The sequence below is a fragment of the Virgibacillus siamensis genome, from assembly GCF_039522605.1.
Lineage (GTDB): Bacteria > Bacillota > Bacilli > Bacillales > Amphibacillaceae > Lentibacillus > Lentibacillus siamensis.
Genome location: NZ_BAAADS010000009.1, coordinates 149,726 through 172,928, shown reverse-complemented (window position 1 = coordinate 172,928; position 23,203 = coordinate 149,726). Strand labels below are relative to the sequence as shown.

Genomic DNA, 23,203 nt, shown 5'->3' with positions numbered 1-23,203 from the left:
CAATCCTTTAAAAAGCGGTTATTCCAATCTTTTTAACAATATCCACCTAATCATTCCGCCTACTAGAAGTCCAACCGGCAAAAACATGATTGGCAGCCAGACCGGTCCAATCAGATAGCCGAACATTTTCAAGTCAGCTGAGAAAATAACCCCAACGGTTACAAAATAAGCCGAGAAAACAAATGGCAGAAATGCATATGGTCTGCTATCACCTTTTGCATCTTTATAGGCATCCCAGATGGCAAAGAAATATAAACATGGATAGAACATCAACCACCCGTAATTCGTTACTTCCACTGCTTTTTGTATGTCACCGTTAAAGCTTAAAATGATAATCTGATTAAAATTGCCCATTACATTTACTAAAAATTCCAATCCAACTAACAGTAATCCCTTAATGTATGCCCCATTCAGCAATTGTCCGAACCCTGGAAACGCAATACTCCAGAACAGCACTTCAAGTTTGTCTCTGTTTTTTCCTTTTTCCATAAGCAGCCTACTCCGCCAGATCTTTTCGGTCAGCTGACATAGGGGGCTGTTCCATCCAGCCATGGTTAATCATGATATCAGCTCCATCGTCGGCATAATGGGCAATTTCAGCAATTAAACGAGTATATTGAACACTAAGGTCATGCCTGGAGGTTGTTGACATGGATGTACCATATTGCCCGATACCGGATGCACTGAGCAGGGTAACAATAAACATCATGCATTTATCAGAAAATGGTGCTGTTGTTGAATCGGTAACTTCTGAAGTCAGCATTAGGGATGAGTCCGTAATGTATTCTTTATTTAAAATCGATGCGAAAACTTCCATTTGTTTTCCGGAAATATCACGGCCCCGTTCGAAATATTTTCTTACTTCTTTTGACTTGGCTACCTGGCTGAAGCCGGTTATCAGTGCCTGTCCCAATGCATTACGTTTGGCATTGTATACCAGACTTGCAATTTCCTGTCCGAGCAATGGACGCCTTTCCCCGAACCAGCCCGCCATAAAGCTTTGTTTTTTCACAAAATCAATCTGGTCAGGTTGCGGTATGTGCGGGCCGGGGATAAATATCCCTTTTTCTTTTGCCAGCTTCTTGGAGCTAAAATGCAATTCCTGCAAATGGTCAATATTGTCGTTGTAAAAATTGATAATGTCCTGTCTTGAAGACATTACCATGGCTAAATTGCATGTTGTCAGTTTAATCGTGGACATATGGAGCAAATAGTAAATATAAAGTTTGTCCGAGAATAGTCTTGGTGCATTCAAATCGATATCTTTTTCGGTAAAACCCTGTGGTACGGGGTGACCTTCAGCATGGAAGAACTGCTCCAATAGTTCTTTGTTTTTCATTGATTGCCCAAGTGCAAAGTTCAATAAGGCCTCTGTTTGTTCACATCTAACATGTTGCAGAAAATAACGAAGGCCACAGATGGTCATCGTTGCACTTTGATACGAATTCCAAAACGAGGAAATTTCCGCAGCTGTAAGTGGAACATTATTGGTATGATTCTCCAAGTGATTTTCATCTCCTTTTTACATTTATTAGTTAGTGTGGACGTAAAGTGCATTATTATACGATTGTATAAAAAATGGCAAGCGAGGGAAACAGAAGGAAAATGACCTTTTGAGGGGGAGCGAAATGGGGTTCTTTTCCAAACGTAGCAAAAAGCAACAGGACAAAAAACAGGAAGATTTCACGCTTGATATCTATAAAGATCTTGATAAAAATATCTCCAACCTCAAAGTAATGCTGGAGGAACCAAATGATCTGGTTATACGGGAATTTACTGCAGGTCATACAGATCACAAATGTGCACTCGTGTTTATCGATGGACTTGTCGATAAAAATCTGATCAATAATAACATCCTGAAGAACCTACAGGTAATGGCCGAGTGGAAGGATCTTCCTGTGACAAATGCGAATTTATTCAATGATATCAAACAGGAACTTGTTTCAATCAGTGATGTCAGTACCGGTGAAAATCTGGACGATGTTTCCAATGCTCTTCTGTATGGAAGTGCAATTCTTTATATTAATGGTGTTCGCAAAGCAATCATCGCGGATGTGAAAGGCTGGGAAACCCGTTCGATTGATCAGCCGCCATCCGAAACCATTATTCGCGGTCCACGTGAAGGGTTTATCGAAAATTTTCGGACAAACATGGTTTTGATCCGCAGGTATATTCGTGATCCGAATTTGCGTTTTAATACCTATGATGTCGGTCGCCGATCTAAGAAAAAACTGGCGCTTACGTATGTGGATGGAATCATTCATCCGGATCTTTTAAAAGAGGTGAAACGACGGCTCTCCTCGATTGATATGGATAGTGCACCGGAATCAGGTTATATTGAGCAGTGGATTGAGGACAGTTTTTTGTCTCCATTTCCGCAAATGCTGAATACGGAGAGGCCTGATGCGGTAGCAGAAGCACTGCTTGAAGGGAAATTCGCGATTATATTGGATGGCACCCCGTTTGTATTGATTGCCCCGGCGACAATCGGGAATACATTGCAAGCGCCTGAGGATTATTATGAACGATGGTGGATTGGAACAGGACTTCGCATGCTGCGCTATTTGGCAGCATTTCTGGCAATGTTTCTGCCTGCATTATATATTGCGCTGGTTTCATACCATCAGGGCATGATTCCGACCAAGCTTGCCTTCTCGATCGCCGCATCCCGTGAAGGGGTACCGTTTCCATCCGTTGTAGAGGCCTTTCTAATGGGGATCACGATGGAGCTATTACGGGAAGCGAGTGTGCGCCTGCCAAAAGCAATTGGGCAGACGATTGGGATTATCGGAGGACTGGTCATTGGCGAGGCAGCCGTTAATGCCGGTGTTGTCAGTCCGATTATGGTTATTGTCGTTGCGCTGACGGCAATCGCATCGTTCAGCGTTCCTGCCTATAGTGTTGCGATATCGTTTCGGCTGCTTCGTTTTGGTGTCATGCTTGCAGCAGCCATATTGGGACTGTATGGAATCATCCTTGCTTACATTATGATCAATATCCATATCGTTAATTTAAAAAGTATCGGTGTTCCGTATTCGAGTCCTTTTGCACCGACTTTCTTTCAGGATTGGAAGGACCTTGTATTTCGGGCACCAATTCCGGTATTAACCAAACGTCCCGGTTATTTACTTCCGGATGATAAAAAGTCTGCCGACAAAAAGGGGAGATGATGGATGGATCGATTTGAGTACGGGGACGATAAGATTACCGACAAAGAAATTATGATTGCCATTCCGTCCATCGTAATCGGTGTTGGCATCCTTTACCTTCCAAGATCACTTGCAGAAGGTACACTTGCCTTGGACGGCTGGCTTCCATTACTTATTGGCGGGATAATCGTTTCATTTTTAACTTGGCTGACTGCCCGTCTCGCCGCACAATTTCCTGGGCAGGAGTTTCTTGATTATGCGTCGCTGATTGTATCAAGACCAGTTGGTATTTGCCTTACTTTACTATTAGCTGTGCAAGGGTTGCTGATTACCGCCTTTGAAACGCGGGCTATTGGCGATCTTGCCAAGCATTACCTGTTTGATCGGACCCCGATTGAAGTAATCATGCTGGCATTTTTTCTCGTCATCATCTATGCGGTTTCAGGTTCACGTTCCGGTATATTCCGCCTGAATATGTTGTTCCTGCCGATCATTATTTTTATAGCAATGGTTGTAATTTTGTTCACGCTTGGCTGGTTTGATAAAGGTAATATGCTGCCGGTCTTTCAAACGGATATAGATGGATACTTGGCTGCATTAAATTCAAGCATTTTTTCCTACCTTGGATTTGGGATCCTTCTATTTTATATTTCACTGGTTAAACGGCCAAAGAATGCACCTGCAAAAGCAGCACTGGGTATGATGGCTGCGGTAGTGATGTATTTGATTCTGTTTGTTGCATGTATTGCAGTATTTGGCAATCAGGCAACTACAAATCTGCTGTATCCGACAGTGGAACTGGCCAAGGAAGTGGAAATCCCCGGCGGCTTTTTCGAACGTTTTGAATCCGTGTTTTTTGTTATTTGGATTATGGCTATATTTAACACCACAACATTGGCATTGGATGCTTCCGTTTTCGCATTGCAATCCGTTTTTGGAAAAGGTGCTAAACAAAAAATTATATTAATCCTTGCTCCAATAATTTACTTAATTGGGTTGGCGCCACAGGATATTACCCAGCTCAGTGAATTTGGGTCGTTTGTCGGCTACTATGGGTTAGGAATTACAATGTTTGTGACACTTTTACTACTGGCTGTCGCAAAGCTCAGAGGAGTGACAAAGCGTGGCAAAAAGTAAGCTAATCTGTCTGATGATCAGCAGTATATCAGTTGTGTTATTAGCAGGATGCTGGGACCGGGTGGAAATCGAACAGCGTGGCTTTGTGCTGGGTGCGGCGATAGATGTTGCCGAGGAACAGACTGACGATGAACTTCAATTGACGTTGACAACGCAGATTGCTGTACCGTCTGGATTTGGAACACCAACCGGCGGGGGCAGCAAAAAGAAGGCTTATATGAACATTTCGGCGACGGGTCACAGTTTATTTGCTATTGAACGTAAAATGGCCAAACAAACGAGCCGCTCGCCCTATTTTCAGCATTTAAAAATGATTATTATGTCGGAAGAAGTGGCGAACAAGCCAAATTTGCTTTCCAGTTTGATGGATTTTTTTATTCGCGACCATGAAATGCGCAGGGGGGTCAGAGTTGTAATCATGGATGGGAAAGCAATGGCAGCACTTGAGGCAACATCCGATAATGAGAACATCCCGACTATTTATATTGAATCAATGATGGATAATGATTTTAAGAATGCTGATGTGCTGGAACCATTACGGGTTGGCAAAGTTCATGATTTTCTGGTAACTACAGAAAGCTTTGTCATTCCAAAACTTGAAATGGAAGGTGACAGGGTAAAGTATCAGGGTGCTGAAGTTTATAATGGTGGAAAAAAACGCGTCGTAGGATCACTTAATTCCAAAGAAATAAAGGGTTTGAATTTCATCACAGGAAAAATAAAGGGAGGTATGATTAAGACAGAACTGCATGAGCACTTGACAACACTGCAGATCCTGCGAGTGAATAGCAATATGAGCATAACAAGTATAGAACAAAATAAAGTGAATGCATCGCTTACAATCAATATGGATGGAATGGTTGCCGAAACGTTCAGTTCAGTCGATGTAGCTAATAAGCGAAATTTAGAGAAGCTCGAAACGAAGGCGGAGGAAAAAATAACCAAACTTGTAAACCAAACCGTGGAAAAAATGCAGCAGGATTTGCGTACAGATGTCCTTGGTATTGAACAACTTCTCCATCGGCATCACTATGATTTTTGGAAAAAAGTAGAAAAGAACTGGGATCGCGGTAAAAACTATTTTGTCGACAGTGACATTAACGTTCAAGTCAATGTGAATATCAGGGCAACAGGGGGAGCCGATAAAACCAGCGATTGAGGTGATGAATATTATGTGGCAGTTTATTATAGAAGGCGTACCCGGAACGCTGGGAATCATCTGCACGATTTTGTCGTTTGCTATCCCATTTATTATCGGCAAAATAAATCAGGAACTGCATAAATACGGAGACCCCCCCTGGAAAGAAGAGAAGTGAATATCTGGAATCCGTTTTGCATGATACAATGAAAATATTCTTTTATTGGGGGTAGTAGTATGGATTCCAGAACGTATTTATCAATGGACGCTACGGAGATGGCGGAACGGATCAGACAACGTGAAATAAAGCCGGAAGAATTGTTATGTGCAGCTTTTAAACAGTTGGAACAAGTTAATCCGCAGTTGAATGCAGTTGTGCATGACCGGAAACAAAGACTTGAAAACGACTTCCAGAAAATGAAGGATAACCAGTCGTTTTTCGGTGTTCCCCTTTTGCTTAAAAATATTTCACAAGCAATCAAAGATGAACCATTGACCTCAGGCTCCTTCCTGATGAAGGGATTCATCAGTGATCATGACTCCCATCTGGTTAAAAGAATTCGTAATGCAGGATTCTTGTTGCTGGGTCATACCAATACACCTGAATTTGCACTGAAAAATATAACGGAGCCGGCTTTTCATGGTCCAACACGAAACCCATGGAACCCGGGGTATTCACCCGGTGGTTCGAGCGGCGGATCAGCTGCAGCCATTGCATCAGGAATTGTACCAATGGCTGGAGCGAGTGATGGCGGAGGTTCAATTCGGATTCCAGCGTCCTTTACGGGTCTGTTTGGGCTGAAACCAACAAGAGGAAGAACACCGGTTGGCCCAGGAGCAGGCCGGGCCTGGCAAGGGGCTGCGATTGATTTTGCATTGAGCCGAACAGTAAGGGACAGTGCGGCAATGCTTGATCTGCTGCAGATAATCCAGCCTGAAGCTGCATTCCAGACGCCGCTTTTCCGGGGAAGGTATACCAATGTTATGGAAAAACCGTTTGAAAAACCGCTTCGAATAGCTTTTTCGACCAAGTCACCTGTTGGCACTCCTGTGTCAGAGGACGCCAGGAGTGCGGTTGAAAAACTGGTCAAATGGCTGGAACGTGAAGGAAATATCGTCGAAGAACAGGAAAATAATGTGGATGGAATTCAGCTCATGAAGGATTATTATTTGATGAACAGCGGTGAAATGTCTTCGGTTGTAGGACAGCTGGAAACATCACTTGGCCGGGAGCTTACGGAAAACGACCTGGAAATTGAATCGTGGATGCTGAATGAAGCAGGCAAGTCATTATCGGCAGCGGAGTTTTCGGCCAGCCTTGCCTCATGGGATACTGCTGCAGCAAAAATGGCAGCTTTTCATGAGTCGTACGATTTTTATATTACACCCGCAACAGCGTATACAGCACCAGAAGTGGGTGAGCTGACACTTTCACCGGAAAAACAGGCACAACTGCGCGGGTTGATGCGGGAGTCTGACAGCGGTGAGCAGCAGAAATTGATTTATGATATGTTTCTGCCAAGCCTGACCTATACCCCTTATACTCAATTGGCGAATTTAACGGGGCAGCCGGCTGTGTCACTGCCAATATATGTATCTGCTAAAAAGATGCCTCTTGGTGTCCAGGTAATGGCACCAAAAGGAGAGGAGCACAGGCTTTTACAGCTGTCATGGCAGATAGAGCAGTCCGATATTTGGCTGGGCATGAAAGGTAATCCGTATTTCATCGATTAGAGAACCCAGATGCTGTGCCTGATGTCAGTGAGCTTCCTGAATAAATGAAGCGGCTGAGCCAGGGCCGCATACCTGATTTTTTGGTATGAAACTTTCTTACTGCAGAAGTGCAACTAAGGCTGTCACCGAAAGGCTTGGTGACAACCAGGTTTTCTTAAAATAATAAAGTTCACAAGCGGAACAGTATGCCGCGAAATGTATAAAAATCTTTCAAACCATGTATACTGGCTGATAACCAGTTTTCTTTTTGTACTTCATAGGTATTTTTTAGTATAGTAAAGGTAGCTATATTTTCATAGATTATTTAGCAAATTACAACAACTTTAGGCTGTCGGATTATCAGGGTGGTTGACGAAAAGCTTCAGCCTTGACCATTGTAGCGAGGAAGGGGAACAATCGAATGATGCAGGAGAAAACGTTATACAACGAGCGTATTGAAAAAGTGTTAACGAATATAAATAATGTGATAGTCGGCAAGGAAGAGGAAGCAGCCCTGAGCTTGATAGCGCTTTTGGCACAGGGGCATGTGCTGCTGGAGGATGTTCCTGGAGTCGGTAAAACGATGCTTGTCAGAGCGTTGGCGAAATCTTTGGACTGTGATTTCAGAAGAATCCAGTTTACACCGGATTTGTTGCCGTCAGATGTAACGGGTGTTTCCATCTATAACCCGAAAGAACTGGAATTCGAGTTTAGGAGCGGACCGATTCTAGGAAATATAGTACTTGCTGATGAAATAAATAGAACGTCTCCTAAGACGCAATCTGCACTATTGGAAGGAATGGAAGAAAAAAATGTTACCGTTGATGGCAACACCATCCCATTAAAACGGCCATTTTTTGTGATGGCTACTCAAAATCCGATAGAGTATGAAGGCACATATCCACTTCCGGAAGCCCAGCTTGACCGGTTTATTCTTAAATTGAACATGGGGTATCCTTCGCCAGAGCAGGAACTGCAGATGCTTGATCTCACATCCAAAAATCATCCAATCGAATCTATTTCCGCTGTTTTGACCAGAGATGAATTAATTTCCATCCAGGAAGAAGTGCAAAATACGTATATTGATCAGAATGTCCAACAGTATATTATTAATCTTGTACAAAAAACCCGTTATAGTAAATCTATTTATTTAGGAGTCAGCCCCCGCGGGTCGATTGCACTTATGAAAGCGGCGAAAGCGTATGCGTATATGCTCGGACGTGACTATGTTCTGCCGGATGATGTGAAATATTTGGCGCCATATGTGCTTGCACACCGGGTTATCCTGAATTCAGAGGCAAAATATGACGGGTTAACAAGTGATCAGGTTATCCAATCGATCGTTACGGATACACATATACCTATTCGAAAGGAATTTGGTTGATGAATAAACGCTTGATATTTGTCGGGAAGCTGTTTTCTGTTGTACTTCTGATCCTGGTCCTGTTTTCATATGCCATGTTCCAGGGTGGATTTACCAGCTGGTTTCTGTTTTTTGGTTTTTTGCCTATCTTCCTTTATCATTTGGGATTGTTATTGTACCCCATCCATAAATGGCAGGTTACACGCCATTTTTCCCGAAATGTTATTCGTACAGGTGATCACGTTGATGTCACAGTGAAAGTAAAACGTACGATGCCTTATCCACTGTATTTCTGCATCTGTGAAGAAATTTTTCCCGATACGTTACAGCGGACGAAAGGAAGCTATGAGTCCTATCGCTATTTAAATGAACCTGACAGAATGCAAGTAAACCGTAGTATTAAAAAAATCGTGTTTCCGGGCTTTCACCGCGAAATCAATTTTCCATACGTACTGCAGCAGGTACCCCGCGGTGAACATCAGTTGCAATATATCCGGATCAGGGTCGGGGATGTGTTTGGTTTTGTCAAAAAAGAACATACCTTCCAAGTGAAAGATCAGGTTGTGGCATTTCCTGATAACCGGAACGTCCATATGAATGACACATTCAGCAGTTTCGAGCAGGGATCCATTTCGTCCCATGCCCTGAATTTGAACAACACCAATATTGTCTCAGGTGTTCGGGAATACGAACCGGGTGATAAATTTTCCTGGATAGATTGGAAACAAACAGCTAAGAAAAACAACGTCATCACCAAAGAATTTGAGCAGGAGAAAAGCACGAACACATTGGTTGTTCTGGATGCGTGTGATTATCAGGGGATTAACAGGCTTGCTTTTGAAGCTTCAATTGAACTGACTGTATCCCTGCTGGAATATGTCCGCAGGCAGGCATCCCAAGTCAGCTTTTTATCGGTTGGCGGGAAAACGGTTTTCTTTCCAATGCATCATGATCCAATCAAATCAGACTCCATTCGCAAGCATCTGACACGGATACAGCCTGCTGGTCCCCAGCCATTTTCCAAGAAGATGCAGGAGGAATTGCCAAAAGTTCCAAAAGGGTCAAACATGATAATGGTTACCAATCATTTTGATGACGGCTTCATGGAAATGATTCAGAAGGCAAGACAGCAGGCGAAACAGCTTGTTGTTCTGTTTATACAGGGTTCCGCACTGATATCGGACAGGGAGAACCAGATCATTCAACAGCTTCGCCTGACTGGAATTGTAATTAATGTACTTACGGAAAAACAGCTGATCCACAATGCCACCGAGGTGAGTGTATCATGAATACGAAAATTCCAATGTTATATACCATCGTTCTGTACATTTGCGCATTTGTTTTGTTTTTGGAATGGCTGTACCCGATTAATGTCGTTGGCGATGTGAATAATTTAACCGTTTTTATTTTGTATACGCTATTCTGTTTTTTTGTCTCAATTCTCCAGCTCCATTGGCTGTTGTCGATGTCATTAAAAGGTGTCGGCCTGATTTTTATCATTGATTCCCTGTTTATGACAGGTACTCCTTTGAGCAAACCATGGGTCACCCAGTTGTTCACCGAAATCGGCTATAACATAAATGCGCTGTTTTCCGAACAGTGGTATGAACTGACCCCGCTCTTTCGCAGTGTACTGTTCCTGATACTGATTTGGCTGATGAGCTATCTGCTTCAGTATTGGTTTATTATCATGAAACGAATTTTTCTGTTTATCCTGCTTACGTTTATTTATTTGACAGTCCTGGATACATTTACCGTTTATGAGGCGGATACGGCAATTGTCCGCACATTTATTGTTTCGTTTATCGCGCTTGGAATGACAAGTCTATTCAAGGAAATTGACCAGGAGGCAATCCATTTCTCCTGGATGAAAAAGCAGACCGTTTGGATTGCGCCATTGGTAGTTGTTGTCATGTTTTCCACGTTGGTCGGCTATGCTGCTCCGAAGTTTGATCCACAGTGGCCTGATCCAGTACCATTTATAAAAAGTGCGGCTGAAAATGCGGGTGGTTCAGGTGAAGGTTCATCCGTAATACAAAAAGTCGGGTACGGAAATGATGATACAAGGCTTGGCGGTTCATTTGTACAGGACAATACCCCGGTATTTCGGGCAGTTGCTGAAGATAAGAATTACTGGCGGGTTGAGACGAAGGATATCTATACCGGTAAAGGGTGGAAAAAGTCACGAAATTTATCGTACTCAACGCAAAATCCGAATGATATTACACTGGAGACGTTTGCAGGCAGTGTGGAAACGGAAGAGCTTGTGACAGAAATAAACTTTCAGGGTGACAGCGGTCTGGAAAAGTTGATCTATCCATATGGGATTGAAGCAGTAAAGACAAAACAAAATGATGTAAACTATTTGCTGGAATCAGGTTCCGGGGAAATTCGGACAGAAATTGACGATGAAGGGGTACGATTGAACAGCTACTCCATTACGTATGAAAAACCAACCTTTGCCATCAATAAGTTACGCGATGCCGTTATGGAGGATCCTGCATTTATTGACGAACGCTATACACAGCTGCCTGACTCGCTTCCTGAAAAAGTGGGTAAACTGGCCAAAGAAATAACAAGTGAAGAGGATAATCGTTATGACAAAGCACAAGCAGTTGAATCGTATTTCAACAGCCATGGTTTTGTTTATCAGACCAAGAATGTACCGGTTCCCGGGAAAGAAGATGATTACGTTGCCCAGTTTTTATTTGAGTCGAAAGCGGGATATTGTGATAATTTCTCCACTTCGATGGTAGTTTTGCTCAGAACGCTAGATATTCCGGCCCGCTGGGTTAAAGGGTTTACAGGCGGCGAACAGATTGACAATAAGGACAACGGTAAAAATGTTTATGAGGTAACCAACGCAAATGCACATTCGTGGGTCGAAGTATATTTTCCTGAAATTGGCTGGGTGCCTTTTGAGCCAACACAAGGTTTTTCCAATTTATCGGACTTTGAGCTGAATCTTGATAATGACACTGCCACTGGAGGGGCAGATCAATCCACCGGAAGCAATAATCAACAACAGCAGCAACAGAGACAACCTGAGCCGATTGACCCCCAGCAGCCGCAGATTGACGGTGGAACAAGTGAAAGTAATAGTACGGCAGAATCAAACCTGAACTGGTGGCTTGTGCTGCTTGTATCTGCCGTGGTGCTGCTTGTGGCATACATTCTCTACCGGACCAGGTTACGCTGGCAGACGCTGTTTGTAACGTTAAAATACAACAGCAAAAGTGATCCGAAGACGTATCAGGAAGCCTACCATTTGTTGTTGAAGGTACTAGCTAAAAATGGTCTTTCGAAAAAGCCTGACCAAACATTACGCGAGTACTCCCAGCGCATTGATTCCCGCTTCCAGACTGATGCGATGCGGCGTCTTACAAGTCATTATGAACGAATGCTCTATAAGAATGAAACGGACAATCAGGAAGCCGCCGAATTAAATCAATTATGGAAATATTTAATAAAACGTGTAAAGGCTTGACCTTGTATCGCTCTGGTTAGTAGAATAAGGATTATTAAAAAACGACATAAATCGCCATTTGTATATCCTCGATAATACGGTTCGAAAGTTTCTACCGGTGCACCGTAAATGCACCGACTATGAAGGCGGAATAATCTGTTGGTGTGTGCAGCGTCAAACCCGGATTTTCTGCCTTTATGCAGCTTAAGTGCCGCATGCAAGGAGAAAATCCGGGTTTTTGAGTTCGGGAAGGTAAGACTACTTGAGAGAAAAAGGATTCTCGGGGGAGAAGGCATCTGGATTCTCATGCATCCCTGAATTTCCAGTGAGGAAATGCGATTACAGATAGGAGAGTATGGTATGGATAACCAAATGATTTTAGTGCTGGATTTTGGAAGTCAGTACAATCAGCTGATTACAAGAAGAATCCGCGAGCATGGTGTGTACAGTGAATTGCATTCGCACAAGCTGACCGCCGATGAAATCCGCAAGATGAATCCAAAGGGGATAATTTTGTCCGGTGGTCCCCATAGCGTATATGATGAAAACAGTTTCCGGTGTGATGAGAAGATTTTTGATTTGGACATCCCTGTTATGGGTATCTGCTATGGAATGCAGCTGATGGCTTTACATTACGACGGGAAAGTTGCCAAGGCGAAAAACCGCGAGTATGGAAAGGCTATGATTGAGTTAGCTGATAATCCTGTGTTGTTCCGAGATACACCGAAAGAGCAGTCTGTTTGGATGAGTCATGGTGACAAAGTACTGGAAGCGCCGGAAACGTTTCGGGTGGATGCAACCAGTCCATCAACTCCGATTGCAGCGATGAGCAACCCGGAGGAGAAGCTTTATGGGGTTCAATTTCACCCGGAAGTTCGCCATTCTGAGTATGGCAATCATCTGTTGAAACAGTTTGTATTTGATGTGTGCGACTGTACTGCTACCTGGACGATTGAAAACTATATCGATATGGAAGTGGATAAACTCCGCGAAACAGTCGGTGACCGCAAAGTACTTTGCGCACTTAGCGGCGGTGTTGATTCATCTGTTGTAGCAGCACTAATTCATAAAGCAATCGGTGATCAGCTCACATGTATTTTTGTTGACCATGGTCTCTTAAGGAAAAATGAAGCAGACGATGTAATGAAAGTTTTCGCCGATGATTTTCATATGAACATTATTAAGGTAGACGCTTCTGAGCGCTTTTTATCCAAATTGGAAAATGTAGATGATCCGGAACTCAAACGTAAAATTATCGGGAATGAATTCATTTATGTTTTTGATGATGAAGCGGCCAAACTTAGAGACATAGACTTCCTTGCGCAAGGGACCCTTTACACGGATGTGATTGAAAGTGGTACGGAAACAGCACAAACAATCAAATCACACCATAATGTTGGCGGTCTTCCGGAAGATATGCAATTCGAATTGATTGAGCCATTAAATACGTTGTTTAAAGATGAAGTACGTGAACTTGGGACACAACTGGGGATTCCTGACCGGATTGTCTGGCGGCAGCCGTTCCCGGGACCGGGTCTCGCCATCCGTGTGTTGGGCGCAATTACGGAAGAAAAGCTGTCGATTGTTCGTGAATCGGACGCAATTCTACGCGAAGAAATTGCCAATGCCGGGCTCGACAGGGATATCTGGCAATACTTTACCGTGCTTCCGGATATCCGGAGTGTCGGCGTGATGGGGGATGCCCGGACATACGATTATACAATCGGCATCAGAGCGGTAACCTCAATCGATGGAATGACATCAGATTGGGCACGGATTCCGTGGGATGTTCTGGAAAAGATTTCAACTCGAATTGTGAACGATGTCGAACATATCAATCGCGTCGTGTACGATATTACGAGCAAGCCGCCTGCAACAATTGAATGGGAGTAGCCGAGAAAAATAATAAGATATTGCGTATAATTTTGGGGATTTGGCCTGAGAGTTTCTACCGGACCGCCGCTAACGGTCTGACTACGCAGAATTCAGGAAGCATGCAATCATGTTCTTTGTATCATTTTCCACAAAAGTTATGCAGTACTCTTTCAGATGATGAGGAGGATTTGCATTGAAAAAATACTTTCGTTTTCAGGAACTTGGGACGAACTATCGGACAGAATTCATGGCCGGATTAACCACCTTTTTAGCCATGGCCTATATCTTGTTTGTCATTCCATCGACCATGGCATTGGAAGGTGTGGACCAATTGCCTGAAGGTGTGACAAGGATTAATAAGGAAGCGGTCTTTACTGCAACAGCAATCGCAGCTGCAGTTGGGTCACTCTTTATGGGACTTATTGCGAAATACCCGATTGCTCTTGGACCCGGAATGGGGCTCAACGCCTTTTTTGCTTATACTGTAGTGCTTGGTTATGGTATACCATGGCAGACAGCGTTATCCGGTGTGTTGGCATCCGGCATTATATTTATTATTTTAACCTTAACAGGATTTCGGGAAAAAATTATTAATGCGATTCCCGCGAACCTGAAGCTGGCAGTTGGCGCTGGAATTGGCTTATTTATTGCATTCATCGGATTTCAGAGTTCCGGGATTATTGTGGGTGACGATGCTACGCTTGTTGCTTTAGGAGACCTTACTTCCCCACATGTTTTATTGGCATTGTTCGGGGTTATCGTTTCTGTGATTTTATTGACATTGAATGTTAAGGGCGGCATTTTTTACGGGATGATCCTGACATCGATTGTTGGTATTCTTTGTGGATTGATTGATGCCCCATCTGGTTTTGGCGGCATTGTCGGTGAGGTTCCAAGTCTAGCGCCGACTTTTGGACAGGCCATTGCTCATTTTGGGGATATTTTTACACTGGAAATGCTCGTTGTTATTTTAACATTTCTGTTTGTTGACTTCTTTGATACAGCCGGAACGCTTGTGGCAGTTGCGACACAGGCAGGGCTGATTAGAGATAATAAACTGCCGCGTGCCGGAAAAGCATTGTTTTCCGATTCCAGTGCAACAGTGGTTGGCGCTGTTGTGGGTACATCCACTACAACTTCATACATTGAGTCTACAGCAGGTGTGGCAGCTGGCGGACGGAGCGGGTTCACTCCCGTGGTTACAGCAGGATTCTTTCTTTTGGCCTTATTTTTCTCACCGTTATTGAGTGTTGTAACTGCGGAAGTAACCGCACCGGCGCTGATTATTGTCGGTGTTTTAATGTCATCGTCGCTGAAGGAGATCGACTGGGACAAATTCGAAATCGCGGTGCCGGCATTTTTCACCATCATTACGATGCCACTGACGTACAGCATCGCAACAGGCATCGCATTGGGATTTATTTTTTATCCGATCACAATGGCACTAAAAGGACGTGTCAAAGAAATTCATCCAGTCATGTACGGACTGTTTGTCATCTTTATTCTGTATTTTATATTTTTGAGTTAGAAATGGAAAAGCGGACTCGCCATCGTGGCGGTTCCGCTTTCGTATTTTTTACGGGAAATAGCATACGGGCGTAACATCGACCGCTGAGGTGAGAACATCAACCGAAAGAGCGGAAACATCGACCGCTGAGCCCAGGACATCGACCGCTGAGCCCAGGACATCGACCGCAAGAGCTGGAACATCAACCGCAGGAACCAGAACATCAACCGCTTGGGCAGGAACACCGCACATCTATCCGCGAGCTTTTTTCCCAAACGGCAGTGCGTGATAGATGATAAGGAATATAGTTCCGGTAAGTGCACAAAATCCCATCAGCATATATAACGTGTCCCCGCCGTAGGAATCAATCAATACTCCACCAATTAGTGAGCCGACAATTCCTGAAATTCCGAAAAAGACGGCGTAAAACATTAGATGCCCTGTTGACTGCAGCAATCTTGGAATGATTCTTGTTACATATTCCAGTGCTGATAAATAAAAGACACCAAATGTGACTCCATGCAGAACTTGTAAGGCAATGATAACCATCGGATCCTTAACGGCTGCATAGATAAACCAGCGTAAACTAAAGAGGACACCGGCAATGATGATGAAAATGAGCGTGTGGAACTTTCGAAACCAGCGTCCTGCAAGTGCAAAGACAACTGCCTCGCTTATCACGCCGACAAACCACGCGAGACCGACAAGCCCTTCACTGCCGCCAAGCTGAACAATATAGAGTCCAATGAAACTGTCATTGGCCCGGTGTGAGATTGTCAGAAACACAATCATAAATAAAAATATAAGAAAGGTTTTATTTTGCAATAACTGTTTAATATCGCTGAATTGGATCGGATCGGATTCCACTTTCACATCTGTCAGTCGGAACGCGACAATCAGGGCAATTGCTCCAAAGAAAACATATGGCCAAATCATATATTGAACACCTATATTGGAAAGAACTTCCCCGACAATCAAAGAGGAAGTGGCAAATCCGATTGACCCCCACGTTCGGATTGTACCGAACGACACTTGCAGATCATCAGCACGGCGCTGTGCAAGGCTGTCGCCCAATGCCCCAATGGGTGAGGTGAAAAAGTAAAAGACTGCCCCCATCAGGATAATTGCGAGTAATCCGTTCATCTGAAAAAATAAAACACTGCTGATCAGTAGTCCGATTATACAGATGATCAGCATTCGTTTGACCGTTTTATATTTGTCACTCATATAACCCCAAAACGGCTGGGAAAAGATAGATGCTAACGGACCAACAGCGAGAACCCAGCCAATTTCCGTTCCATTTAATCCTTTATACCTCAGATACAATGGTAAAAAACTGAGAATGATGGTGTTTGTAGCATGAAAGCTGAATAACAGCATTTTTAACGGTGTCAGTGAGTTCTGATTAGTCATATACACGCTCCTTCACTTCATGAACACCAATTATACTATATTTACGGTGGTTTAAATACCGTGTCAGGTAAATATGATTGTGAGGTGCAAGAACGATATCCCTGGATTAATCAGAAATGGTAATCGAGCATATATGGGTCGGAATCGAGCATATTGGGCATAAAATCAAGCATATATTGGTTGAAACCGCGCATATCGGCTTCAAAAACGAGCATATAGATTATTTTATGGATCCCTCCTGCAAAAAAGGGAGCAGCATTATTCCTGCTGCTCCCACATTTCGGCTATAAATTCATCCCGTCCGGATTGGGCCCGGTCTTCCTTATAATAGGATTCATTCTTTTTATAAAAATCCTGGTGATAATCCTCTGCGGGATAAAACGTTGAAGCAGGTAATATCCTCGTCACAATCGGCTTGGAAAATTTTCCGCTCGCTGCAAGTGCATTTCGAGTCTGTTCAGCAGCTTCCTTCTGTTGGTTATCATGATAAAAGATGGCTGTCCGGTACGAATCACCACGGTCATGGAACTGGCCGCCATCATCAGTTGGATCAATCTGCCGCCAGTAGATTTCAAGTATTCTATCATACGCTATCACTGCAGGGTCATAAGTAATCTGAACTGATTCATAGTGTCCGGTCGAACCCTTTTTTACCGCTTCATATGTCGGATTTTCCATGTGCCCGCCTGTATAACCCGATACAACGTCATGTATGCCGTCCCACTGATCGAACGGCTTAACCATGCACCAGAAACATCCGCCCGCAAATGTAGCTTGTTTCAACTGACCAGTCATGCTTGTTTTCGCCTCCAGTTGTGAATAAATGTTTATTAAATATATCATGGAATAGGATTGAGGATAAATTATTTTGCACGGTGGTTTTAAAAAAGTTCTGTGTTATTTACTTTTTGTTGCAATTACATATACAATATTGGAAGAAAGAAGGTGGCAAATATGGATGCACCATACGTACATAAATTGTTTACAGGAAAAGTGAAACACATGGGTTATGAGAGTGCTGAAAACCGGATGGACCGGCCTTGGAAAAGCGGTATATTCAAACAGGAAAAACAAGGTGAAAAGTGGCTTGGCAAAACCGGGTTTACTGATGATGAGGTGGCCGATACGAAAAATCATGGCGGCCCGGAAAAGGCTGTATTTGCATATCCTAAAAAGCATTATGCGTTTTGGCAGAATGAACTGAAGCTGGATTCAATTGGTGTGTCCGCGATGGGGGAAAACCTGTCAGTGGAAAAAGTTGATGAGTTTAGTGTTTGTATAGGTGATACATACCGGTTTGGTAATAGTCTGATCCAGGTATCACAGCCCCGTCAGCCGTGCTGGAAACCCGCCCGGAAATTCCGAATCATGGATTTTGCACTTCGCATCCAGAATAGCGGGCGTACAGGCTGGTATTTTCGTGTGCTCAAGGAAGGAAAAGCAGAAGCGGGAATGCACCTGGAATTAATGGAGCGTCCTTATTCACAATGGACAATCGCTGCCTGTAATGAAGTGATGCATGTGAAGAAAACGGACCTGAAGGCAGCCGAAGCATTGGCTTCCTGCGAATTACTCGCACCAAACTGGAAACGGACCTTAAACAAAAGATTACACGGCAAACAGTCATCTGTCGAAAAAAGAGTCTTTGGCCCGAACAAACCATAAGTTCGGAAAAATTATTGCATGGCAAAAAAATGTTGTACATACACATTAAGTATGGAGTATGATATCTGGTAGGAGATGCAGGAGGTATTTTTTATGCTGGGTAACGCATTTGTTATGGTTGCAATTATTCTTGTAATCAATATTGTGTATGTATCACTTTCGACAATGCGTATGATTCTGACGTTAAAAGGACGAAGATATACAGCTGCGTTTGTAAGTATGTTCGAGATTGTCGTATATGTAGTTGGTCTTGGGCTAGTATTGGATAATTTAAATGAAATCCAGAACCTGATTGCATATGCGATAGGTTTCGGTCTTGGGGTAATCGTCGGAACCAAGATTGAGGAGAAACTTGCTCTTGGTTATATAACGGTCAACGTTATTTCATCAGATCCCGATATTGCCTTCACCCGTAAACTAAGGGATCGCGGCTATGGGGTGACAAGCTGGTTTGCCTATGGGATGGATGGTGACCGGCTGGCAATGCAAATTCTTACACCGAGAAAATATGAACTGAAGCTGTATGAGACCATTAAAAGCATTGATCCAAAAGCGTTTATTATTTCATATGAGCCGAAACAGATTAATGGCGGTTTTTGGGTAAAGCAAGTTCGTAAAGGACGACTGTTCAATTCAAGAAAAAATAATGTTCCATCGGCTAAACCAGAAGTGAAGCCGGAAGACACGGCCGATCAATAAACCAAGTTGAGAAAAATAAATGAAGCATTACAAGCATGCTATCAGGCATGCTTGTAATGCTTTTTTAACAGTTAATAAAGATAAAAATTTTTTCCATCAGCAGCATCTGCATCTATTTTTACGCAGGTAAGTAAGAATGCATGCACTTGATAATAACAGTTTTCTAAGCAGTTTCTATTAAAATTGAAAAATTGGAGTCTAGCTTAGGCTTTACAATTTTAATCGACAATGTTATATTTACTTTGTTCAATACATTAAAAAAATATTTAACAAAATAAATTTTAATTGATGCAATTGGGATCGCGAAAGATGCTCATCCATAGTCATGGGTTAAGTTAATTTCAATGCGTGCAAGGTGTATCATTATCACTTAAAAATGATTGCAACGAATAGTTAAAATGAATGAGTTATCTTGCACACTTTATTCCATTTACAATCATCTAGGAGGTTTTACAAATGAATCAAACATATGATTATGTAATTGTTGGCGGCGGCAGTGCAGGTTCTGTACTCGGTAACCGTCTAAGTGCAAATAAATCAAAACGTGTACTTGTCCTGGAAGCAGGGCGCAGTGATTATCCATGGGATCTGTTTATTCAGATGCCGGCAGCTTTAATGTTTCCGTCAGGCAACCGCTTTTATGACTGGATTTACTCTACTGACTCTGAGCCATATATGAATGGACGGAATGTCGCACATGCCCGGGGTAAAGTGCTTGGGGGATCGAGCTCTATCAACGGCATGATTTATCAGCGTGGAAACCCGATGGACTATGAAAGGTGGGGTTCCGCTCCCGGCATGGAAACTTGGGACTACGCACATTGTCTGCCGTATTTTAAACGACTGGAAACTGCTTTTGGAGCAGATCCATCCGATGAACACCGGGGTCATCATGGTCCGGTTAAGTTGAAACGTGGACCTGCCACAAACCCTTTATTTGATGCCTTTTTTGATGCAGCGGTCGAGGCTGGTTACTCCAGAACACCGGATGTAAACGGTTTTCGTCAGGAAGGATTTGGTCCGTTCGACAGTCACGTGCACAATGGCAGACGTGTATCAGCTTCAGGCGCTTACTTGCGTCCTGCAATGCGACGTAAAAACCTTACTGTGGAAACACGTGCTTTTGTTACGAGCATCGATTTTGATGGAACGCGAGCAAATGGTGTGACATACCAAAAGAATGGAAAAACCTATAAAGTGAATGCGGAAGAAGTGATTCTTGCCGGTGGTGCATTTAATACGCCGCAGCTGCTCCAATTGTCCGGTGTGGGAGACGCGGAACATTTGCGCTCACTTGGAATTGAACCAATCGTTGATCTGCCGGGGGTAGGCGAAAATCTGGAGGATCATCTTGAAGTATATATTCAGCATGCTTGTCCGCAGCCGGTTTCGGAACAACCGAGCTTGAATAAAGCAAAAATGCCTTGGATCGGATTGCAATGGTTGCTTGGGCGTACTGGTCCGGCAGCATCGAATCATTTTGAAGGAGGAGGTTTTGTTCGTTCAAATGACGGTGTGGATTATCCAAATCTTATGTTCCATTTTCTTCCACTTGCGGTTCGATATGACGGGCAAAAAGCCGACACGGAGCATGGGTTCCAGGTGCACGTTGGACCAATGTACTCCAACTCCCGTGGCAGTCTGAAAATCCGTTCACGTGATCCTTTTCAGCATCCAAGTATCGTTTTCAACTATTTGTCTACCGAAGAGGATCGGCGTGAGTGGATTGAAGCAATTAGAGTTTCGCGGGATATTATTTCCCAGTCAGCGTTAGCACCGTACAATTCAGGTGAAATTTCACCTGGTCCTTCAGTCCAAACGGATGAGGAGATTCTGGAGTGGGTAGCAAGTGATGCGGAAACTGCACTTCATCCATCTTGTACGGCAAAAATGGGTCCTGCTACAGACCCGATGGCTGTTGTGGACCCAAATACTATGAAAGTTCATGGACTGGACAACGTACGGGTAGTGGATGCGTCTGCAATGCCGCATACGACAAATGGAAATATCCATGCACCCGTGTTGATGCTGGCAGAAAAGGCATCTGATATTATCCGTGGACAAAAACCAATGAAGCCTGAATATAAGGACTATTACCGTCACGGTGTCCATCCGAAAGACGCAGGTACCGTTGATAAATAAGATATAATTTTGCGGTGTATTTTTTTAAAGTATCTAATTTAAACAATAGATAATGGGATTATCCGAAAAAAATAGTACCGATCATCAAAATCGATGATCGGTACTATTTTTAAGTCGTTCGTAACTGCTTTCTAATCAGGTACGATCACTTCTAAACAGTCAAAAGTTGAATCTTGTGCTTTTTAATCCGGTATTGCAGGCTTTGTCTGCTGATGCCAAGCGTCTTTGCGGCCTGTGTTATATTAAATTCAGCCTCCGCTAGAACTTGTTCAATATAATCCTTTTCCACATCATTGATTTTAGCGTATAATGTTTTGGAAGTTGAAGGGGTTTCAGGATTAGCCGCTGTATTGACGCTTGCATGATTATCCCCATGATGCTGGTATCTTTTTCGGAAGCGGATTGGCAGGTGGTGTGTTTTTATTTCTGTTTCGTCAATAATCAGGTTCATCGCCCCTTCGATGGTATGTTCCAGTTCCCGAACATTTCCCGGCCAGTCATGCTGGTACAGAAGGGATATTGTTTCATCGCTTATTTTTTGTATATTCATATGGAAAAGCGCATTGTATTTAGCTATAAATTCCCTGGATAGTGATATAATGTCCTCTTTTCTTTCCCGTAATGGCGGTATGTGTAAGGTTAGGACACTAAGCCGGTAAAACAGGTCTTTTCGTATTTGATTGTTTGCCAGAATATCAGCCGGGTCTTCGTTAATCGTTGTGATAATCCGTACGTCGACTTTTTTATCTTTTGTATCACCAATCCGTCTAATGGATTTCTCCTGGATGACCCGTAACAGTTTTGCCTGAAGAGCTGAGTTCAGCGAGTTGATTTCATCAAGCAGCAACGTCCCGCCATCTGCTTGCTCAAAAAGACCCGGAGAATCAACTGCATCGGTGAAAGCCCCTTTTTTCGTACCAAATAACAGGCTTTCCATCAGGCTTTCGGGGATTGCCGCACAGTTCTGCGCGATAAAGGATGCACTTGAACGATTACTTCCATTATGAATGCTTTGTGCAAACAGTTCCTTGCCAGTACCGGTTTCTCCGACAATCAGGACGGAAGAAGTTGTTCTGGTCCCGAGTTTTGCTTCTTCAATCACAGAAGTAAATGCTTCACTTTCTCCGATAATCTGATTAAACGTATAGCTGCTGTTTTTTTTATGTAACACATTCTTTTTAATAACATGCTCCAATTGTGTCACATCTTTTGCAATTTCAACCGCTTCGGTAATTTTGCCGTCCTTCATGATGGGAAATGTATTGTTAATGGTGGTGATTTCCTTGCCTTTATTATTGAAATATGTTTGTCTCACGTCTTTGGTGACTTTCCCAGTCTTAAGTGCCTGGACAAGTGTACTGTGCTGGTTTTCATTGAAGGAAAAAACGTCCAATACATTTTTCCCAAGAACATCATTACTTTCCATCGATTCGATTTCCATCATCTTCTTATTATAAATAATTGTTTTTCCTTGTTCATCGATTGCATGAACACCGACATTCACTTCATTGAGCAGCTGTTTATATAAATAATTTAAATGAGTTAACGACTGTTGATCATCATTCTTCATGAAGCATCCTCCTCATACTTCCCAATTATAAAAGGTAATTTAATGAGACGCAAAATAAATTTGCGGTAGTTTTAAATAGAAGTCAATTCTGATGGGGCTAAGCTGCCAGCACAAGTATATGTTTGTTGCAAAAACCGAACATTGATTAAAAAAGAATTATTATTGTTCGATTTTTTATTGACATGTTGGAATCTATTTTGATATTCTAAAACCAGAAGTAAATACGGTACCTCATATATTTTCGGGGATACGGCCTGGAAGTTTCTACCCGGCACCATAAATGCTGGACTATGAGGGAAGATGAATCATTGTCATGCAATGATCCGTTATTATGTTTAGAAAAGTCTATTCATCTTCTCTCATACT

18 protein-coding genes and 3 riboswitches are annotated in these 23,203 nt (G+C 43.0%); of the genes, 13 read left to right on the top strand and 5 right to left on the bottom strand.

Going from position 1 to position 23,203, the window contains the following annotated elements:
- Positions 1 to 18: 18 nt before the first annotated feature.
- Both ABD010_RS07080 and ABD010_RS07075 read right to left on the bottom strand, forming a co-directional pair.
- Complete coding sequence (locus ABD010_RS07080; protein ID WP_343811566.1) at positions 19 to 489, bottom strand: hypothetical protein; 471 nt, start codon at positions 487 to 489, stop codon at positions 19 to 21.
- A 7-nt stretch (positions 490 to 496) separates the two neighbouring features.
- Positions 497 to 1,504, bottom strand: coding sequence for a DUF3231 family protein (locus tag ABD010_RS07075; RefSeq protein ID WP_343811565.1), 1,008 nt, complete (start codon positions 1,502 to 1,504; stop codon positions 497 to 499).
- 124 nt (positions 1,505 to 1,628) lie between these two features.
- Between ABD010_RS07075 and ABD010_RS07070 the strand changes: the two genes are divergently transcribed.
- The 10 genes from ABD010_RS07070 (at position 1,629) to ABD010_RS07025 (ending at position 15,369) form a co-directional block, all read left to right on the top strand.
- Entirely contained in the window at positions 1,629 to 3,170 is a 1,542-nt protein-coding gene (locus tag ABD010_RS07070) for a spore germination protein (RefSeq protein ID WP_343811564.1), read from the top strand.
- 3 nt (positions 3,171 to 3,173) lie between these two features.
- A complete protein-coding gene (locus tag ABD010_RS07065; RefSeq protein WP_343811563.1) occupies positions 3,174 to 4,286 on the top strand; it encodes a GerAB/ArcD/ProY family transporter in 1,113 nt (370 codons plus the stop codon).
- Positions 4,273 to 5,445: a Ger(x)C family spore germination protein gene (locus tag ABD010_RS07060; RefSeq protein WP_343811562.1), complete on the top strand. Its 1,173-nt coding sequence runs from the start codon at positions 4,273 to 4,275 to the stop codon at positions 5,443 to 5,445. The genes ABD010_RS07065 and ABD010_RS07060 overlap by 14 nt, the downstream gene beginning before the upstream one ends.
- Before the next feature lie 13 nt (positions 5,446 to 5,458).
- Positions 5,459 to 5,602, top strand: a complete 144-nt coding sequence (locus ABD010_RS07055) for a hypothetical protein (protein WP_343811561.1) — start codon at positions 5,459 to 5,461, stop codon at positions 5,600 to 5,602.
- A gap of 59 nt (positions 5,603 to 5,661) precedes the next feature.
- Positions 5,662 to 7,158, top strand: coding sequence for an amidase family protein (locus ABD010_RS07050; protein ID WP_343811560.1), 1,497 nt, complete (start codon positions 5,662 to 5,664; stop codon positions 7,156 to 7,158).
- A 400-nt stretch (positions 7,159 to 7,558) separates the two neighbouring features.
- The gene (locus ABD010_RS07045) at positions 7,559 to 8,521 is read left to right on the top strand and encodes an AAA family ATPase (RefSeq protein WP_343811559.1); all 963 of its coding nucleotides are present in this window, start codon (positions 7,559 to 7,561) and stop codon (positions 8,519 to 8,521) included.
- Positions 8,521 to 9,789, top strand: a complete 1,269-nt coding sequence (locus ABD010_RS07040; RefSeq protein WP_343811558.1) for a DUF58 domain-containing protein — start codon at positions 8,521 to 8,523, stop codon at positions 9,787 to 9,789. Before ABD010_RS07045 ends, ABD010_RS07040 begins: the two co-directional genes overlap by 1 nt.
- Positions 9,786 to 11,987, top strand: a complete 2,202-nt coding sequence (locus tag ABD010_RS07035) for a transglutaminase TgpA family protein (RefSeq protein WP_343811557.1) — start codon at positions 9,786 to 9,788, stop codon at positions 11,985 to 11,987. The genes ABD010_RS07040 and ABD010_RS07035 overlap by 4 nt, the downstream gene beginning before the upstream one ends.
- Positions 11,988 to 12,025: 38 nt before the next feature.
- Positions 12,026 to 12,127: riboswitch (purine riboswitch) on the top strand.
- Between the two features lie 199 nt (positions 12,128 to 12,326).
- Entirely contained in the window at positions 12,327 to 13,859 is a 1,533-nt protein-coding gene (guaA, locus tag ABD010_RS07030; protein WP_343811556.1) for a glutamine-hydrolyzing GMP synthase, read from the top strand.
- Positions 13,860 to 13,861: 2 nt separating this feature from the next.
- A riboswitch (purine riboswitch) is annotated at positions 13,862 to 13,963 on the top strand.
- Positions 13,964 to 14,034: 71 nt separating this feature from the next.
- Positions 14,035 to 15,369, top strand: a complete 1,335-nt coding sequence (locus ABD010_RS07025; protein ID WP_343811555.1) for an NCS2 family permease — start codon at positions 14,035 to 14,037, stop codon at positions 15,367 to 15,369.
- 231 nt (positions 15,370 to 15,600) lie between these two features.
- Here the strand turns inward: ABD010_RS07025 and ABD010_RS07020 are convergent, their stop codons facing one another.
- Positions 15,601 to 16,761 carry an MFS transporter gene (locus tag ABD010_RS07020; RefSeq protein ID WP_343811554.1) on the bottom strand — a complete coding sequence of 387 codons (1,161 nt, stop codon included), beginning with the start codon at positions 16,759 to 16,761 and terminating at the stop codon, positions 15,601 to 15,603.
- 258 nt (positions 16,762 to 17,019) lie between these two features.
- Positions 17,020 to 17,556 (bottom strand): peptide-methionine (S)-S-oxide reductase MsrA, encoded by a 537-nt coding sequence (gene msrA, locus ABD010_RS07015; RefSeq protein WP_343811553.1) that lies wholly within the window; start codon positions 17,554 to 17,556, stop codon positions 17,020 to 17,022.
- A gap of 159 nt (positions 17,557 to 17,715) precedes the next feature.
- On the opposite strand from msrA, the gene ABD010_RS07010 reads away from it, so the two are divergent.
- From ABD010_RS07010 to betA, 3 genes are all read left to right on the top strand, one after another.
- The gene (locus ABD010_RS07010; protein ID WP_343811653.1) at positions 17,716 to 18,426 is read left to right on the top strand and encodes an MOSC domain-containing protein; all 711 of its coding nucleotides are present in this window, start codon (positions 17,716 to 17,718) and stop codon (positions 18,424 to 18,426) included.
- A 93-nt stretch (positions 18,427 to 18,519) separates the two neighbouring features.
- Positions 18,520 to 19,125 (top strand): DUF2179 domain-containing protein, encoded by a 606-nt coding sequence (locus ABD010_RS07005; RefSeq protein WP_343811552.1) that lies wholly within the window; start codon positions 18,520 to 18,522, stop codon positions 19,123 to 19,125.
- Between the two features lie 456 nt (positions 19,126 to 19,581).
- Complete coding sequence (gene betA, locus ABD010_RS07000) at positions 19,582 to 21,267, top strand: choline dehydrogenase (RefSeq protein WP_343811551.1); 1,686 nt, start codon at positions 19,582 to 19,584, stop codon at positions 21,265 to 21,267.
- A 151-nt stretch (positions 21,268 to 21,418) separates the two neighbouring features.
- On the opposite strand, the gene ABD010_RS06995 is transcribed toward betA, so the two are convergent.
- Positions 21,419 to 22,837 (bottom strand): sigma-54 interaction domain-containing protein, encoded by a 1,419-nt coding sequence (locus tag ABD010_RS06995; RefSeq protein WP_343811550.1) that lies wholly within the window; start codon positions 22,835 to 22,837, stop codon positions 21,419 to 21,421.
- 211 nt (positions 22,838 to 23,048) lie between these two features.
- Positions 23,049 to 23,148: riboswitch (purine riboswitch) on the top strand.
- Positions 23,149 to 23,203: the final 55 nt, after the last annotated feature.

What these genes read in the sequence shown, in the direction of transcription:
- ABD010_RS07080 (WP_343811566.1), bottom strand. Translation starts at nt 489, where the DNA reads ATGGAAAAAGGAAAAAACAGAGACAAACTTGAAGTGCTGTTCTGGAGT.
- ABD010_RS07070 (WP_343811564.1), top strand. Translation starts at nt 1,629, where the DNA reads ATGGGGTTCTTTTCCAAACGTAGCAAAAAGCAACAGGACAAAAAACAG.
- ABD010_RS07065 (WP_343811563.1), top strand. Translation starts at nt 3,174, where the DNA reads ATGGATCGATTTGAGTACGGGGACGATAAGATTACCGACAAAGAAATT.
- ABD010_RS07055 (WP_343811561.1), top strand. Translation starts at nt 5,459, where the DNA reads ATGTGGCAGTTTATTATAGAAGGCGTACCCGGAACGCTGGGAATCATC.
- ABD010_RS07050 (WP_343811560.1), top strand. Translation starts at nt 5,662, where the DNA reads ATGGATTCCAGAACGTATTTATCAATGGACGCTACGGAGATGGCGGAA.
- ABD010_RS07045 (WP_343811559.1), top strand. Translation starts at nt 7,559, where the DNA reads ATGATGCAGGAGAAAACGTTATACAACGAGCGTATTGAAAAAGTGTTA.
- ABD010_RS07040 (WP_343811558.1), top strand. Translation starts at nt 8,521, where the DNA reads ATGAATAAACGCTTGATATTTGTCGGGAAGCTGTTTTCTGTTGTACTT.
- ABD010_RS07035 (WP_343811557.1), top strand. Translation starts at nt 9,786, where the DNA reads ATGAATACGAAAATTCCAATGTTATATACCATCGTTCTGTACATTTGC.
- guaA (WP_343811556.1), top strand. Translation starts at nt 12,327, where the DNA reads ATGGATAACCAAATGATTTTAGTGCTGGATTTTGGAAGTCAGTACAAT.
- ABD010_RS07020 (WP_343811554.1), bottom strand. Translation starts at nt 16,761, where the DNA reads ATGACTAATCAGAACTCACTGACACCGTTAAAAATGCTGTTATTCAGC.
- msrA (WP_343811553.1), bottom strand. Translation starts at nt 17,556, where the DNA reads ATGACTGGTCAGTTGAAACAAGCTACATTTGCGGGCGGATGTTTCTGG.
- ABD010_RS07010 (WP_343811653.1), top strand. Translation starts at nt 17,716, where the DNA reads ATGGATGCACCATACGTACATAAATTGTTTACAGGAAAAGTGAAACAC.
- ABD010_RS07005 (WP_343811552.1), top strand. Translation starts at nt 18,520, where the DNA reads ATGCTGGGTAACGCATTTGTTATGGTTGCAATTATTCTTGTAATCAAT.
- betA (WP_343811551.1), top strand. Translation starts at nt 19,582, where the DNA reads ATGAATCAAACATATGATTATGTAATTGTTGGCGGCGGCAGTGCAGGT.
- ABD010_RS06995 (WP_343811550.1), bottom strand. Translation starts at nt 22,837, where the DNA reads ATGAAGAATGATGATCAACAGTCGTTAACTCATTTAAATTATTTATAT.